At 39.6% G+C, this 14,822-nt stretch carries 15 protein-coding genes, 3 tRNA genes and 1 other RNA gene; 16 read left to right on the top strand and 3 right to left on the bottom strand.

Annotated features, from left to right (window positions below; all coding sequences use genetic code 11):
• The first annotated feature begins 111 nt into the window (after positions 1-111).
• From O3670_RS04305 to O3670_RS04265, 9 genes are all read left to right on the top strand, one after another.
• Complete coding sequence (locus tag O3670_RS04305) at positions 112-342, top strand: DUF2969 domain-containing protein (protein ID WP_002890369.1); 231 nt, start codon at positions 112-114, stop codon at positions 340-342.
• A gap of 60 nt (positions 343-402) precedes the next feature.
• Positions 403-483: transfer RNA gene (locus O3670_RS04300), tRNA-Tyr, on the top strand.
• Between the two features lie 68 nt (positions 484-551).
• Positions 552-623, top strand: a tRNA-Gln gene (locus O3670_RS04295).
• A gap of 120 nt (positions 624-743) precedes the next feature.
• A complete protein-coding gene (gene rpsA, locus O3670_RS04290) occupies positions 744-1,946 on the top strand; it encodes a 30S ribosomal protein S1 (RefSeq protein WP_003094841.1) in 1,203 nt (400 codons plus the stop codon).
• A 69-nt stretch (positions 1,947-2,015) separates the two neighbouring features.
• Positions 2,016-2,087, top strand: a tRNA-Arg gene (locus tag O3670_RS04285).
• A gap of 249 nt (positions 2,088-2,336) precedes the next feature.
• Positions 2,337-2,686: a transfer-messenger RNA gene (gene ssrA, locus O3670_RS04280) on the top strand.
• Positions 2,687-2,731: 45 nt separating this feature from the next.
• The gene (locus O3670_RS04275) at positions 2,732-3,352 is read left to right on the top strand and encodes a DUF3862 domain-containing protein (protein WP_037602103.1); all 621 of its coding nucleotides are present in this window, start codon (positions 2,732-2,734) and stop codon (positions 3,350-3,352) included.
• An 83-nt stretch (positions 3,353-3,435) separates the two neighbouring features.
• Positions 3,436-4,119, top strand: a complete 684-nt coding sequence (locus tag O3670_RS04270) for a TVP38/TMEM64 family protein (protein ID WP_037602105.1) — start codon at positions 3,436-3,438, stop codon at positions 4,117-4,119.
• Positions 4,120-4,198: 79 nt separating this feature from the next.
• Positions 4,199-5,161 (top strand): Gfo/Idh/MocA family protein, encoded by a 963-nt coding sequence (locus O3670_RS04265; RefSeq protein WP_037602108.1) that lies wholly within the window; start codon positions 4,199-4,201, stop codon positions 5,159-5,161.
• Between the two features lie 45 nt (positions 5,162-5,206).
• On the opposite strand, the gene O3670_RS04260 is transcribed toward O3670_RS04265, so the two are convergent.
• The 3 genes from O3670_RS04260 to O3670_RS04250 all read right to left on the bottom strand — a co-directional run bounded on the left by O3670_RS04260 (position 5,207) and on the right by O3670_RS04250 (position 8,390).
• Positions 5,207-5,509, bottom strand: a complete 303-nt coding sequence (locus tag O3670_RS04260; RefSeq protein WP_002885967.1) for a DUF1827 family protein — start codon at positions 5,507-5,509, stop codon at positions 5,207-5,209.
• Between the two features lie 9 nt (positions 5,510-5,518).
• Positions 5,519-5,977 (bottom strand): NUDIX hydrolase, encoded by a 459-nt coding sequence (locus O3670_RS04255; RefSeq protein ID WP_037602110.1) that lies wholly within the window; start codon positions 5,975-5,977, stop codon positions 5,519-5,521.
• A 142-nt stretch (positions 5,978-6,119) separates the two neighbouring features.
• Positions 6,120-8,390, bottom strand: a complete 2,271-nt coding sequence (locus tag O3670_RS04250) for an ATP-dependent Clp protease ATP-binding subunit (RefSeq protein WP_037602112.1) — start codon at positions 8,388-8,390, stop codon at positions 6,120-6,122.
• Positions 8,391-8,632: 242 nt separating this feature from the next.
• Between O3670_RS04250 and argF the strand changes: the two genes are divergently transcribed.
• The 7 genes from argF to O3670_RS04215 all read left to right on the top strand — a co-directional run bounded on the left by argF (position 8,633) and on the right by O3670_RS04215 (position 14,582).
• Positions 8,633-9,613, top strand: a complete 981-nt coding sequence (gene argF / locus O3670_RS04245; protein ID WP_021144495.1) for an ornithine carbamoyltransferase — start codon at positions 8,633-8,635, stop codon at positions 9,611-9,613.
• Positions 9,614-9,681: 68 nt separating this feature from the next.
• On the top strand, positions 9,682-9,912 hold the full coding sequence (locus O3670_RS04240) for a DUF1797 family protein (protein ID WP_002885970.1): 231 nt from the start codon (positions 9,682-9,684) through the stop codon (positions 9,910-9,912).
• A 314-nt stretch (positions 9,913-10,226) separates the two neighbouring features.
• A complete protein-coding gene (locus O3670_RS04235) occupies positions 10,227-10,907 on the top strand; it encodes an amino acid ABC transporter permease (protein ID WP_002890385.1) in 681 nt (226 codons plus the stop codon).
• Positions 10,907-11,641 carry an amino acid ABC transporter ATP-binding protein gene (locus tag O3670_RS04230; protein WP_037602114.1) on the top strand — a complete coding sequence of 245 codons (735 nt, stop codon included), beginning with the start codon at positions 10,907-10,909 and terminating at the stop codon, positions 11,639-11,641. Before O3670_RS04235 ends, O3670_RS04230 begins: the two co-directional genes overlap by 1 nt.
• A gap of 171 nt (positions 11,642-11,812) precedes the next feature.
• The gene (locus O3670_RS04225) at positions 11,813-12,289 is read left to right on the top strand and encodes a ferrous iron transport protein A (protein ID WP_064523218.1); all 477 of its coding nucleotides are present in this window, start codon (positions 11,813-11,815) and stop codon (positions 12,287-12,289) included.
• The gene (gene feoB, locus O3670_RS04220; RefSeq protein ID WP_175057471.1) at positions 12,286-14,424 is read left to right on the top strand and encodes a ferrous iron transport protein B; all 2,139 of its coding nucleotides are present in this window, start codon (positions 12,286-12,288) and stop codon (positions 14,422-14,424) included. The genes O3670_RS04225 and feoB overlap by 4 nt, the downstream gene beginning before the upstream one ends.
• 17 nt (positions 14,425-14,441) lie before the next feature.
• A complete protein-coding gene (locus tag O3670_RS04215; RefSeq protein ID WP_175057472.1) occupies positions 14,442-14,582 on the top strand; it encodes a FeoB-associated Cys-rich membrane protein in 141 nt (46 codons plus the stop codon).
• The last annotated feature ends 240 nt before the right edge of the window (positions 14,583-14,822 follow it).

Genomic DNA, 14,822 nt, shown 5'->3' with positions numbered 1-14,822 from the left:
TAGATAAACGATTATTTTAAGGCTTGCTCTTGCAAGCTTTTTTCTTTTTCGGTAGAATTAAGAAGATACATTAAGAAAGGATGGCTCGAGCCAAGGATCGGGTATAAATCTATGAGTAAAAAAGATAAAAAAATTGAAATCCAAATTAATGATGCTAAAGTAGTCGTCAACAAAGCAACCATCGAAGGTTTTGAACTTCTTGTTGGCAAGAAAGTGATTGGACAAATTGTGGAAATTGATGGTAAGTTTGCCGTTGTTGACAAGGAAAATGTTGCAGGTTTCCACAAAAAAATGGATGATGCAGTAGCTGCCATTATTGAATCGTACAATCTTAATCATTAAAATCCAAAGTAAAGGCTTGCTTTGGTCAAGAAACTGTGATATACTATTTCTTGTTCTTAAGGAGAGATAGCGAAGAGGCTAAACGCGGCGGACTGTAAATCCGCTCCTTCGGGTTCGGGGGTTCGAATCCCTCTCTCTCCATGTCTAAGAAACTGAATCGGGATAGTCGATATCAAGTACTTAGATGTTTTTTTATAGCATTTTGCTATTGGGGTATAGCCAAGCGGTAAGGCAAGGGACTTTGACTCCCTCATGCGTTGGTTCGAATCCAGCTACCCCAGTAAAAGGTATCGGGTGCATTGGCACCGTCTATGTTAACCATTGTCTTTGCGGGTACCTTTAAAAATATATTGTTATCAAGGGTCAGAATTGGCTGGCTCTTGTTGGAGGATCTTTTTAGAATGAACGAATTTGAAGAATTGCTAAACAGTGTTAGCGAAGTTAACACAGGTGACGTTGTAACAGCTGAAGTTATCTCAGTAGATAATGATCAAGCAAATGTTGTTATCGAAGGAACTGGTATCGAAGGTGTTTTGACACGTCGTGAATTGACAAACGACCGTGACGCAAACGTTGCAGACCTTGTTAAAGTTGGTGAAACACTTGAAGTGCTTGTTCTTCGTCAAGTTGTTGGTAAAGATACTGATACTGTAACTTACCTTGTATCTAAAAAACGCTTGGAAGCTCGCAAAGCTTGGGATAAACTTGTTGGTCGTGAAGAAGAAGTTGTTACTGTTAAAGGAACACGCGCTGTTAAAGGCGGACTTTCTGTTGAATTTGAAGGTCTTCGTGGATTTATTCCAGCTTCAATGATCGATACTCGTTTTGTTCGTAACACTGAACAATTTGTAGGTCAAGAATTTGACGCTAAAATTAAAGAAGTTGATCCAGCTGAAAACCGTTTCATCCTTTCACGTCGTGAAGTTGTTGAAGCAGAAGCTGCAGAAGCTCGTAAAGAAGTCTTCTCTAAACTTGAAGTTGGTTCAATCGTAACTGGTAAAGTTGCTCGTTTGACAAGCTTCGGTGCTTTCATCGACCTTGGTGGTGTTGACGGACTTGTTCACGTGACTGAATTGTCTCACGAACGTAACGTTTCACCTAAATCAGTTGTATCTGTAGGTGATGAAGTTGAAGTTAAAGTTCTTGCTATCGACGAAGAAGCAGGACGTGTATCACTTTCACTTAAAGCAACAACACCTGGACCATGGGATGGCGTTGAACAAAAACTTGCTGCTGGTGATGTTATCGAAGGTAAAGTTAAACGCTTGACTGACTTCGGTGCTTTCGTTGAAGTATTGCCAGGTATCGATGGACTTGTTCACATCTCACAAATTTCACACAAACGTGTTGAAAATCCAAAAGATGTTCTTTCAGTAGGTCAAGACGTTACTGTTAAAGTTCTTGAAGTAAACGCTGATGCAGAACGTGTATCACTTTCTATCAAAGCTCTTGAAGAACGTCCAGCTAACGCTGAAGGTGAAAACAACGAAAAACGTCAATCACGTCCACGTCGTCCAAAACGTCAAGAAAAACGTGATTACGAACTTCCAGAAACTCAATCTGGATTCTCAATGGCGGATCTTTTCGGAGATATCGAATTGTAAGATAAAAAAAGAGGCATGGAAACATGTCTTTTTTTCTATTTTAGAGTATGCTATAATAGTATACTGTTAGCACCCTTAGTGTAATGGATATCACGTAAGATTCCGGTTCTTGAGATAGGGGTTCGATTCCCTTAGGGTGCAAAAAGAAAAACGTTGAAAGATTAGTTCTCTCAACGTTTTTTAGTCGGTAAGTTTTAGTGAAAGTATTTCATAAAATCTTTTATCATTGAAAGGGAAAAGACAAGCATACAGAAAAAAGCTTTTAGCTTGTCCTAAAATCAAAGAAAACTAACGTATTAACCTCTCCATAGTTGATTTATTGGGGAGAGAGTTTGGCTAATCTTTTGCAATTTATTAAAAAATTTGCTATAATACTCAGTATCTCATATTGGGGTCGTTACGGATTCGACAGGCATTATGAGGCATATTCTGCGACTCGTGTGGCGACGTAAACGCTCAGTTAAATATAACTGCAAAAAATACTAATTCTTACGCTGTAGCAGCCTAAACACCTGCTCGCGTGACTTCTAGCAGATTGCTTATGTTTGTTTAGAGGTTTTATTGATTTATAAGCTACGTTTGACCATTGCCTAGCTGGTTGAAAAGAGATTTATAGGCTCGCAGATAGAAGGCTTGAGTTATGTGTCGTCTATCTGTTAAAAGAAAGACATAACCTATGGTTGTAGACGAATATGTTGGCAGGTGTTTGGACGTGGGTTCGACTCCCACCGGCTCCATAAATACTTGAGGCGTCAGCCTTTTATTTGTGTAAATAGGAATTTATTATGAAAAAACTTTTGTCTTTGACCGTTTTAGGTCTCTCACTTTTTACTCTAGCTGCTTGTGGAAAATCTTCGTCTAAAACTGAGTCGAAGGGATCTCTGGATAATGAGGCTTCAAAGATTTTAACTGTTAAGCATGGGAATGTTCGCCAGAACTTTGATAAAATCACCATGGCAAATGCTTCTCAAGAATTCTCAGGAGGCTCAAATCTTGATAGCTTGAAGGGCTGGTTTGGTGAACCCTCATCAACTGGTCAAGAGCAAGCAGGAGATGCTAAGCTTGATGTTTATAATTGGCAGTATGACAATGTTGTGGTTACAGTGAAACTCTTTAACAATAGTACTGTCGTTAAGTCAATTTCAAACTTTTCTTACGTCCGTGATCCCAAAATCACACTGAAGATGTATGAAAACCTCAAAAATGGAACTAGCTATGATGATGCTGTCAAAACGCTTGGCACACCGGATGTTTATTCAATCGCTGTCTCTTCAGATGCAACAATGACACAGGCTCTTTGGTCATCAAACCTTGTCGCTAAGAAGGGTGAAACAGGTAGCCTTACCCTTAACTTTAAAAATGGTGCCTTGGAAAACAAGTCACAAGCAAATTTGATTAACAAGTAATCACAGTAAAAAATGCCTTTCTAAATCAATGAAGGCATTTTTTTTGTTATAATAAAAGGAGTGATTAAAATTGTGGAGATGTAATGACCAAAAAAAGACTATTTTTTATAGGGATAGCAGGTTTAATACTGGTGTTCTTATGGCCTCTTTTAAATAACTTCATCCCCTTAATCAAGGAATGGATCAACGCTAAGCATGATCAAGCCTTTTTAAGAGAAGTTTTTAAGCAGGCTAATTTCCAAAATGCACTTATCCTTATTAGTCTTATGATTCTGTCATCAGCTATTCCTGGAGTTTCAAGTTCTATTTTTTGTATTTTTGTTGGGCTACTCTATGGCCCTTTGCTTGCGATTCCGATGAATATTATTGGTAATACTTTTGGAAATTTGACTAGTTTTGAAATTCTGAGAAGACTTGAAAAGCCAGAGAAGTCCAAACGTATGGAGAAACTCCTAAACTATATTGAAAACTTTAAGCATCGTTTTATTGGGATTTCTTTAGCCTTCTCTATTCCTTTTATACCATCAGCTCTGGTCAATTATGCTTGTGTTCAGATGAATTTACCCACAAGGACGAGGATTTTGGCAACCCTTATTGGAGTGACGCCAGTCTCGATTGATTATGCAGTTAGTGGAGATTTGTTGCTTAATATCCGTCCGATTCGAATACCATTAGTGGCAGTACTTGCCATCTTGCTCTTTATCTCACTCGTCATTTACTTTATCCATTTTAGGAAGGAAAAAAATGAGCTTCATTCAAGTAACTAAAGAAGAATTTAACACACATGCGTTTGTCCATAGTCTTGGTTCATTGTAAAGAGAGATTAGAAATTAAGGAGGTAAGTTGATGAAACTTGCATTATTAGGGACAGGAATGATTGTGACAGAGGTCCTTCCTGTGTTAACGACTATTGAGGAAATTGAGCTGAAGGCTATAATGTCGACACCACGATCGCTCGATAAGGCAGAAGCCCTAGCTAAACAATATGGCTTATCTCAGGCGACTAGTGATTATGAGTTAATTTTGTCTAATCCAGAAGTTGATACGATTTATGTCGGAACGCCCAATCATACCCACTATGACTATGCTAAGAAAGCACTTTTGGCCGGAAAGCATGTTATCTGTGAGAAACCCTTCACCCTTCATTTAGAAGAGTTTGAAGAGCTAGCTAAGCTTGCTCAAGAAAAAAAGCTTCTCTTGATGGAGGCTATTACCAATCAATATCTGGCTAATTTTACAGCGATTAAGGAAGCCTTGTCTGATATTGGGGATATTAAGATTGTGAATATCAATTATTCCCAATATTCATCACGTTACGATGCCTTCAAACATGGGGAAATTGCTCCTGTCTTCAACTCTGAAATGGGTGGGGGAGCACTTAGAGATCTTAATATCTATAATATTCACCTTCTTGTTGGCCTTTTTGGTAAGCCTAATCGTGTGGAATATCTACCTAATGTGGAGCGAGGAGTGGATACGTCAGGAATTCTAGTTTTGGACTATGGTAACTTTAAGGCTGTTGCCATTGGAGCTAAAGACTGTAGTGCGGAGATTCGTTCAACTATTCAAGGGGATAAGGGAGCTATTACTATTTTTGGTGCAACCAACAGTCTTCCTGAAATTGGAGTCACTCTCAATGGTCAGAAAGAGAGAGTCGCCAATCTCAATAGTCCTCAACATCGTATGCATGATGAATTTGTGGCTTTTGAAAAGATGATGGCGACCAAGGATTTTGACAGTGTTGCCCAGCAGTTGGAACATAGTCGTCAGGTTATGGAAGTTCTAGATCAAGCTTCGAAAGCTTTGTGACATACTAAAAAACAAGCAGTGGTGTTAGCCATTGCTTGTTCTGTCTTATACAGTTGTTGGGAATGAAATCTCAATCAATTTGTCAGTGTGTACTGTTCTAAGTTTGTCCATCAAAACGATATCTTTGTCGATTTTTCGTTTGAGGAAGAATTCACGGATAACTTCTAATTCGTTGTCTTTAACAGCACGATGTTTATTTGAAATCAAGAGTTCATAATGCTTAGGTGCTTGTGTAAAGACAACATCAGTATTCCCAGCAGAGTAGGTCTCTACGAGAAAGGCATCCGTGTTGTCTAGTTGGTTTTGAACGAGTTCTTGGTGTGTACGGGTCGTATTAATGAGTTTCATAGTTTCCTCCTAAGATTTGCCAGTTGTTATGTTGTTTGCTTTCCATTGTTCGATTCCCCATTTATGGCTGCCACGTTTAAGTTTAGCAATGGCTTCATCAATTGGAAACCAGGCCAGGTTATTGAAATCTTCGAGAGGTTTGCCAATTTTTGAAAAATCTACAACTTCATAAATATAGGCTGGATTGTAATAGTAAGTGTCACGGTGGCTTGAATAGAAGTATTCATCAGCCTGGCCATAGTACTGGCCTAAAGTGGCTATAAACCCAAGTTCTTCAATTAACTCGCGTTCTAGTGCGCTATAGTGATCCTCGCCTGCTTCGATTTCCCCACCTGGGAGAAACCAAGCTCCGTTAGGAGCCTGGACTAAAATAATCTTTGTCTTTTCTTGGTTAGGAATCACAGCATAAACACCGTAACGTGTTTGATAATGAGCTCCCTCAACCTTGTCACCAAATGTTGGATTCATGAGTTGCTCCTTACGTTTATTTGCCTATATTATACTAAAATTTTGCTCATTTTCCTATTGATTTAGGCAGAATTAGGGATAAATTTGAAAATAGGAAATGAAAAGATAAATAAACCAAGTCGTAATGACTTGGTTTATTTGTTTAATCAGATTCTTTTGTTGCCTCAGCTTTTTGAGTAGCTTTATCGGCTTTTTTAGCAGACTTAATGGTAATGTGGCCTTTTGAAGTCATGACTGCCTTGAGATCTTTTTCGTTTGGATTTTCAAGGTAGAAGTCGGTAATAGCATCTTCAATGTGATCTTGGATGGTACGACGTAGTGGTCGAGCACCCATCTTAGGATCGTAACCAAGGTCAACCAATTTTTCCTTAACTTTCTCAGTTACACTGAGGTGGATACCGTTGTTAGCCAAGCGTTGGTTGACATTATCAAGCATGAGGTCCACGATAGTAAGAAGATTTTCTTTGCTAAGGGCAGAGAATTCGATAATACCGTCAAAGCGGTTCATGAATTCAGGACTGAAGAAATCTCCAAGTTGGTTAAGAACAGAATTGGTACGATTTTCACGAGTAGCTCCAAAGCCAACGCTAGCTTCAACTTTACCAGTACCAGCATTTGATGTCATGATGATGATGGTATCCTTGAAGCTTACAGTGCGCCCTTGACCATCAGTCAAGCGACCGTCGTCAAGTACTTGGAGGAACATGTGAAGAACGTCTGGGTGAGCTTTTTCAACCTCATCTAAAAGAATAAGTGAATAAGGATTACGTCGAACTTTTTCAGTCAACTGACCAGCTTCGTCGTAACCAACATATCCTGGAGGAGCACCAACCAATTTAGCAACAGCGTGTTTTTCCATGTATTCTGACATGTCGAAACGAATCATACTGTCAGCTGAACCAAAGAGTTCAATAGCCAATTGTTTAGAGAGCTCAGTTTTACCAACTCCTGTAGGACCTACGAAGAGGAAGCTACCAATTGGGCGGTTTGGAGCACCCAATCCAACACGATTACGGCGGATAGCTTTAGCAATCTTATCAACTGCAGCATCTTGTCCGATAACATGTGATTTAAGATCATCAGCAAGACTAAGAAGTTGTGATTGTTCTTTTTCTTTCAAATCACCGACAGGAATATTGGTTTTTTGTTCCACAATGGCTTCGATATGTTTTTCTGTGATGACAGGCATATCTTGGTCTTTGATGGTTTGTTTTTGCATTTCCTTGTATTTGGCAATTTGATCACGGAAATAGGCAGCTTTTTCAAAGTCTTCGTCACGAGTAGCTTGAGCCTTGAGGTTTTCAGCCTCAATCAAACGTTTGTCGATATCTTTAGGATCAACAAAGTTGAGGGTCAAGTTCATCTTAGAACCTGCTTCATCGAGAAGGTCGATGGCCTTGTCTGGCAAGAAACGGTCTTGAATGTAGCGGTTGGACAATTCTGCAGCTGCAGTAATCGCTTCGTCCGTATATTTGACGTGGTGGTAGTCTTGATATTTAGGCTGAATCCCACGCAAAATAGTGATGGTTTCCTCAACCGTTGGTTCGTCAACCTTAACTGGTTGCATACGACGCTCTAGGGCAGCATCTTTTTCGATGATGCGGTATTCGTTGAGTGTTGTTGCTCCGACCAGTTGAAGTTCTCCACGAGCAAGGGCAGGTTTTAGGATGTTTCCAGCATCCATATTGCCATCACCAGCATTACCAGCTCCCACAATTTCATGGATTTCATCAATAAATAGGATAACATCCTGACGTTGACGAATTTCTTCCATGAGTTTTTGCATGCGTTCTTCAAATTGGCCACGGATACCAGTCCCTTGAACCAGACTGACCACATCAAGACGGATGACTTGTTTGCCTTGGAGTTTTTGTGGCACGCTACCGTCTACAATTTTTTGAGCTAGGCCTTCAACGACAGCAGTCTTACCGACACCGGGTTCACCGATGAGGACGGGGTTGTTCTTGGTACGGCGGTTAAGGATTTCGATGACACGAATGATTTCCTCGTCACGACCAATGACAGGATCAATATCTCCACGACGAGCGATGTCAGTGATGTTAATGCCGAACTCTTCAAGAAGACCTTGTGGCTGTTGAGGAGCTTGTTGGCGTGGTCCTCCTGGACGGCCTGGCCCCTGTGTATTGCCACCGTTTCCTCGGTTACCTCCTTCTTGTGTTGGAGGTGTATTGGGAAGATCGCCGTTAGAAGAACGGAAGTTATTTAGGTCGCTGAAGAAATCGTCGAAGAAGTTGGAACCTCCTGTTTGATTGAATTGATTGAGGGGGTTCTCTGGATCGGATTTCATGATTTTATAACAATTTTGACAGAGGTCAACTTGTTGCTGATTACCATTTACATTGGTATACAAATGAATACTAGCTTCATTAAGGTTACAGTTTTGACAGAGCATATCAGTACCTCTTTTCTATCTGAATTGGGAAAGATCTTTATTGAAAACAATCTTGGTCAAAAAAGGTCAAATCTATGACTCCATTATAGCATGCGGAAGGTAGATTGCAAGTAAAAAGCATCTAGGTTTGGCACTCTCTTAACAAGAGTGCTAACATTGAATTTTAATTCAAAAACGCTTGTCTAAAATGTATAAATATTATATAATATTTTTATATTATTCAGAACGAAAGAGAGATACCTATGACACAAGCTAAATCATTTTTGAAAGAAATCGACTTTACCAAGCAGGAACTTGAGGAGTTAATCGATTTATCTATAAAATTTAAACAGCTAAAGAAGGAAAGAATTCCGCATAAATATTTAGATGGCTTAAATATTGCCCTGATTTTTGAAAAAACATCTACCAGAACTCGCTCAGCTTTTACAGTGGCTGGTCAGGACCTAGGTATGAATGTGACCTACCTTGGTGCTGGAGACATTCAGTTAGGTAAAAAAGAATCTGTAGTTGATACAGCCAAGGTGCTTGGTTCTATGTTTGAAGGAATCGAATACCGTGGTTTTAAGCAAGAAGATGTCGAAGAGTTGGCTAAGTACTCAGGTGTTCCGGTCTGGAATGGTTTGACGGATACCTGGCATCCAACGCAAATGATTGCGGATTTCATGACTTTGAAGGAGCGTTTTGGTAGTTTGGAAGGTTTGACCATCGCCTATATTGGAGATGGTAGAAATAATATGGCCAACTCACTTTTGGTCACTTCGGCTATTTTAGGCGTTAATGTCAAGATTATTGCCCCAGAGGTGCTGCAACCCGAAGATGAGATTGTAGCCCTAGCTCAGAAACATAATAATGGTGCCGATTTAACCATTACAGATGATATTTCAGAGGTCAAGGGAGTGGATATGCTTTATACGGATGTCTGGGTATCTATGGGTGAAGAAGTAGACTTTAAATCTCGTATTGATTTACTCCTGCCTTATCAAATTAATGCAGACCTACTTGCCAAGACGGAAAATCCAGATGTCATCGTTATGCACTGTCTCCCAGCTTTTCATGATCTCAATACTCAAATTGGGCAAGAAATCTATGACAAATACGGTTTGGCAGAGTTAGAAATCACCGATCAAGTCTTCCAAAAATACAGTGATATCATCTTCCAAGAAGCTGAGAATCGTATGCATTCTATCAAGGCCATTATGTACAATTCCTTGAAAAATATTTAAAATTCCCCCATTTTTCCCATAAGTGTGATAAAATAAGTAAGAAATACACAATTAATAGGAGAAATAACATGGAATCACATTTGGTGAGAATCATTAACCGTCTTGAAATGATGGCGGCTGATGGTGGTAATTTGAAACGTAATTTTGAACGTGAAGGAGTGGTTGTTGCCGAAGTATCATTTAGCAACGATCCTGAAAATGGTCCAGTTTTCACATTGCGTGACGTTGAAGCACGTGAATCTTATTCATTTGATAGCATCGACTTGATTGCAATGGAAATCTACGATTTGCTTTACTAATAAATCATTTGGGGACTTTACAAGGTTCCAAAAATTCAAAATGCCTGAAACTCGATAGTTTCAGGCATTTTTATCAGGATGAAAGCATCGGGTAATGCTTGTATGGGTTACCAAAATAGGCAGTATTTGAAATCATTGACAAACCTTTTGGGAAGATGTCATCTTAGGAGGACTTGAGGTGTCTTGCTTGAGAGATTTGATAGCGATGTCTATAACTTAGTTTTTATACTGAAATATCGCATTTATAAGAAAATACTTTATTTTTATACAGTCTTCTGATATAATATTGAAGAATATTAGTAAGGAGTATCTAGATGAATTTTTCATTTCTACCGCAGTTTTGGTCTTACTTTAACTATGGTGTCTTAGTAACAATTATGATTTCGGTCTGCGTGGTCTTCTTCGGAACCATCCTCGGGGTTTTGGTATCCTTGGCCAAGCGTTCTGGAATCAAACCTTTGGAATGGCTAGTAAGCCTTTATGTTTGGGTTTTCCGTGGGACTCCTATGGTTGTGCAGATTATGATTGCTTTTAACCTCATCCACATGAACCTTCCAACTGTGCAGTTTGGGATTTTAAACCTTGATTTGTCACGTATCGTTCCGGGTATTATCGTCCTTTCTTTGAACAGTGGTGCTTATATTTCTGAGAGCGTACGTGCAGGTATCGAGTCTATTCCTAAAGGTCAGATTGAAGCAGCCTACTCACTTGGTATCCGTCCATGGAATACCATGCGTTATGTGGTCTTGCCTCAAGCTATTAAAAATATCTTGCCTGCCTTAGGTAACGAGTTTGTCACTATTATCAAGGATAGTTCGCTCTTACAAACTATCGGGGTTATGGAATTGTGGAATGGTGCACAAACTGTTGCAACAACGACCTACTTGACTTTGACGCCGCTCTTGTTCGCAGCCTTCTATTATTTGATTGTAACAACAGCTATGACGGCACTCTTGAAACAAATGGAACAACGACTTGGGGAGGGACGTAAATAATGGCAGAAACAATTATTGAGATTAAAAATCTTCACAAGTATTTTGGTAAGAATGAAGTTCTCAAAGGGATTGATCTAGATATTAAAAAGGGTGAAGTAGTGGTTATCATTGGTCCTTCAGGATCAGGAAAATCAACCTTCCTACGCTCAATGAACTTGCTTGAGAAACCTACAAAAGGCGTTATTTCTTTTGAAGGTGTGGATATTACAGATAAGAATAACGATATTTTCAAAATGCGTGAAAAAATGGGAATGGTTTTCCAACAGTTTAACCTCTTCCCTAACATGACAGTTAAGGAAAATATCACCTTGTCACCGATTAAAACCAAGGGTGTTTCAAAAGCTGATGCAGACGCGAAAGCTATGGAACTTTTAGAAAAGGTTGGCTTGAAAGATAAGGCAGATGCCTACCCAACAAGTCTATCTGGTGGTCAGCAACAACGTATTGCAATCGCACGTGGTTTGGCTATGGATCCAGACGTTCTCTTGTTTGACGAACCAACATCAGCCCTTGATCCAGAAATGGTTGGTGAAGTTCTTGCAGTTATGCAGGACCTTGCTAAATCAGGGATGACAATGGCAATTGTTACCCACGAAATGGGCTTTGCTTATGAGGTGGCTGATCGTGTTATCTTTATGGATGGCGGTGTTATTGTCGAAGAAGGTACACCACAAGAGATTTTCGACAATACTAAGGAAGATCGTACTAAGGATTTCTTGAGTAAGGTTTTGTAAGATATTCATTAAGTATGTATACATTGTTTGTGAAGGCTGGAACTTTTCTGGCCTTTTCTTTTTGTGTTCTGCTTTTCTAGAATCATTCTTGTTTAGGATAATATTGCGGAAAAAATGGATAAATATGCTATAATGATGCCATATCAAAAATAATAAAGTAGGTCAAGAAATATGCTCATATATGATGCGGCCTTAAAAACGCCTTACCGGATTCTTGGCATTAACCTCCCTAAGGATAGTCTTTTGCACTTATCTAACCTAGGGCTGGCTGCCGGTGAAATGATTGAGGTGGTAACTAAGACCAAGAACAGTGCTATTATTATCGTAAAGGGGAGTCGCTTAGCCTTTGATGCTTCGATTCTAGATAAGATTGATTTGGCACCTGCGGAGGAAGATCAGGAAAAGATACCTCTTTCTGAATTACCAGTTGGACGTTCGGCTATCGTTACTGATATTTTTTCAGCAAATGAGACCAAACGGCGTCTTATGGATATGGGAATTACAAAGCGTACTCGGGTCTTATTGCGTAAGGTAGCTCCTTTGGGAGATCCTCTAGAAATTAGCTTGAGAGGGTATGAATTAACCCTACGCAAGTCGGAAGCGCAAATGATTAGTGTGGTCATGCTGGACGAGGGAGAGGAAAAATGACAGAAATTGCATTAATAGGTAATCCTAATAGTGGTAAAACCAGTTTATTCAACCTGATAACAGGGACCAATCAGCGTGTTGGTAACTGGCCGGGTGTTACTGTAGAACGAAAAAGTGGTCTGGTCAAAAAGAATAAGGATTTAGAAATCCAGGATTTACCAGGGATTTACTCAATGTCACCCTATAGCCCTGAAGAAAAGGTAGCTCGTGACTATTTGTTGAGCCAAAGGGCCGAAAGTATTCTAAATGTGGTTGATGCGACTAATTTGGAGCGTAACCTTTATCTGACAACGCAGTTGATTGAGACAGGTATTCCAGTCACTTTAGCACTTAACATGAGTGATGTTTTGGAGGCTCAGGGAAAACAGATAAATATTGATAAATTATCTTATCATCTAGGCGTCCCAGTAGTAGCTACTAGTGCTCTCAAACAAACTGGTGTCGATCAGGCAGTGAAGAAGGCAGCTCATACGACAACCTCTACAGTTGCTGACATTGCCTTTCCAATTTATGACGATAAGTTAGAAGCTGCCATCTCACAAATTTTGGAAGTCTTGGGAAATTCGGTGCCACAAAGGTCTGCGCGTTTTTATGCCATTAAACTCTTTGAACATGATGCTTTAGTTGAGGCTGAGCTAGACTTGTCCCCATTCCAACGAAAAGAAATCAAAGATATCATTCGTATCACTGAGGAAATTTTCACAGAAGATGCGGAGTCAATTGTCATTAATGAGCGTTATGCCTTTATTGAACGTGTTTGTCAGATGGCTCAAAGTCATACGGAAGATTTTGCCCTGACCTTGTCAGATAAGATTGATAGGATTGTTACCAACCGTATTTTGGCTTTACCAATTTTCGCAGCAGTTATGTATTTGGTTTATTTCTTATCTATCCAAACTGTTGGAACCATGTGGACAGACTGGGCTAACGATGTGCTTTTTGGTAAGTATGTTCCAGATTTGGTAACTTCTGGTCTTGACTTTCTTCAAGTTCAGGACTGGCTTAAGTCTTTGATTATTGATGGTATCGTCGCTGGGATTGGGACAGTACTAGGATTCCTTCCTCAAATTTTTGTGCTCTTTATCTGTTTGGGTGTGCTTGAGGACATTGGATATATGAGTCGTATTGCCTTTGTTATGGACCGTATTTTCCGACGTTTTGGGCTTTCTGGAAAATCCTTTATTCCCATGCTGATTTCGACAGGTTGCGGGGTTCCAGCGGTTATGTCTAGTCGAACTATTGAAAATGAAAGGGACCGTCGCATTACCATTATGACGGCAACCTTCATGCCTTGTTCGGCCAAGTTGGAAATAATTGCCTTGATTGCTGGAGCTTTCTTCCCTAGTAACTCATTAGTAGCACCAAGTACTTATTTTATTGGGATGGCTACCATTATCTTATCAGGTATTGCCCTCAAAAAGACGAGTTTTTTGGGTGGCCTAACCAGTCCGTTTATAATGGAATTGCCTGCTTACCATTGGCCTAAAGCCATGTCAGTTTTGCGCTATGCCTTTGGTAAGGCTATGAGTTTTGTCAAACGTGCGGGAACCATCATTTTCAGTTTAACGGTTCTTATCTGGTTTATGTCTAACTACAACTTTACGCTACATACGGTAGATACGGAAGCCAGCATTTTGGCGACTCTCGGTAGGAGTTTGTCTTGGATTTTTGATCCGCTTGGATTTGGAAATTGGAAGGCAACAGTTGCGGCTCTTACAGGCTTAGCTGCCAAGGAGACTGTTGTTGCCACCTTTGGTATTCTCTATCATAATAGCAGTGAAGCTGGTTTAGCTGAGGCTTTACGAGGAGATTATTCTTCCCTAGCAGCTTATTCCTTCTTAGTCTTTAATTTACTTTGTGCCCCATGTTTTGCAGCTATTGGAGCTATTAAGCGTGAAATGGCCAATCTTAAATGGACGGTTGGTGCTATCGGTTTTCAAACAGGCCTAGCTTATTGTGTGAGTTTAATTCTTTATCAGTTTGGCCAAGTTATCCTATACGGCAAGTCAATGACAATTTGGACTTTTGTTGCTTTCTTGCTGTTAGTGACCATGATTTATTTTGTGGTTCGTAAACCACGTCAGATTAAGGATCAAATCATTAGTTTGGATAATCTTCAAGAAGCCCATATTTAGGTTTAGGAGGAATTGTTATGTCAACGTTTATCATTGCCTTCATTATTTTTGCTTTGGCTGGCCTTGGCATCCGTCACTATATCAAAGGAAAAGGTTCTTGTGGCGATTGTGAGTGTTCTTGTCCGGTTAAGGAAGAAATGTATAAGGCTAATCGCTAATAATATATAGAAAAATGGTCTCTTAAATGAATAAGAGACCATTTTCTTACGATTGTAAGAAATGTATAAAGGTATGTAGGTTGGAAGTATGATACTATAAGATAGATAAATAATCTAAATTTTTAACAAAAAAGGGAGATGTATAAGGAATGGTTTTGAACAGAGAGATTGTCCTAATTCATGGGACCTGGTGTGATGGCAATGTTTGGGGAGAATTTGCGACAGGTCTACGTCAAATGG

Source organism: Streptococcus sp. 27098_8_74 (assembly GCF_041431705.1).
In the GTDB taxonomy this organism is placed as follows: domain Bacteria; phylum Bacillota; class Bacilli; order Lactobacillales; family Streptococcaceae; genus Streptococcus; species Streptococcus salivarius_E.
This window is presented reverse-complemented; position numbering and strand designations above follow the sequence as displayed.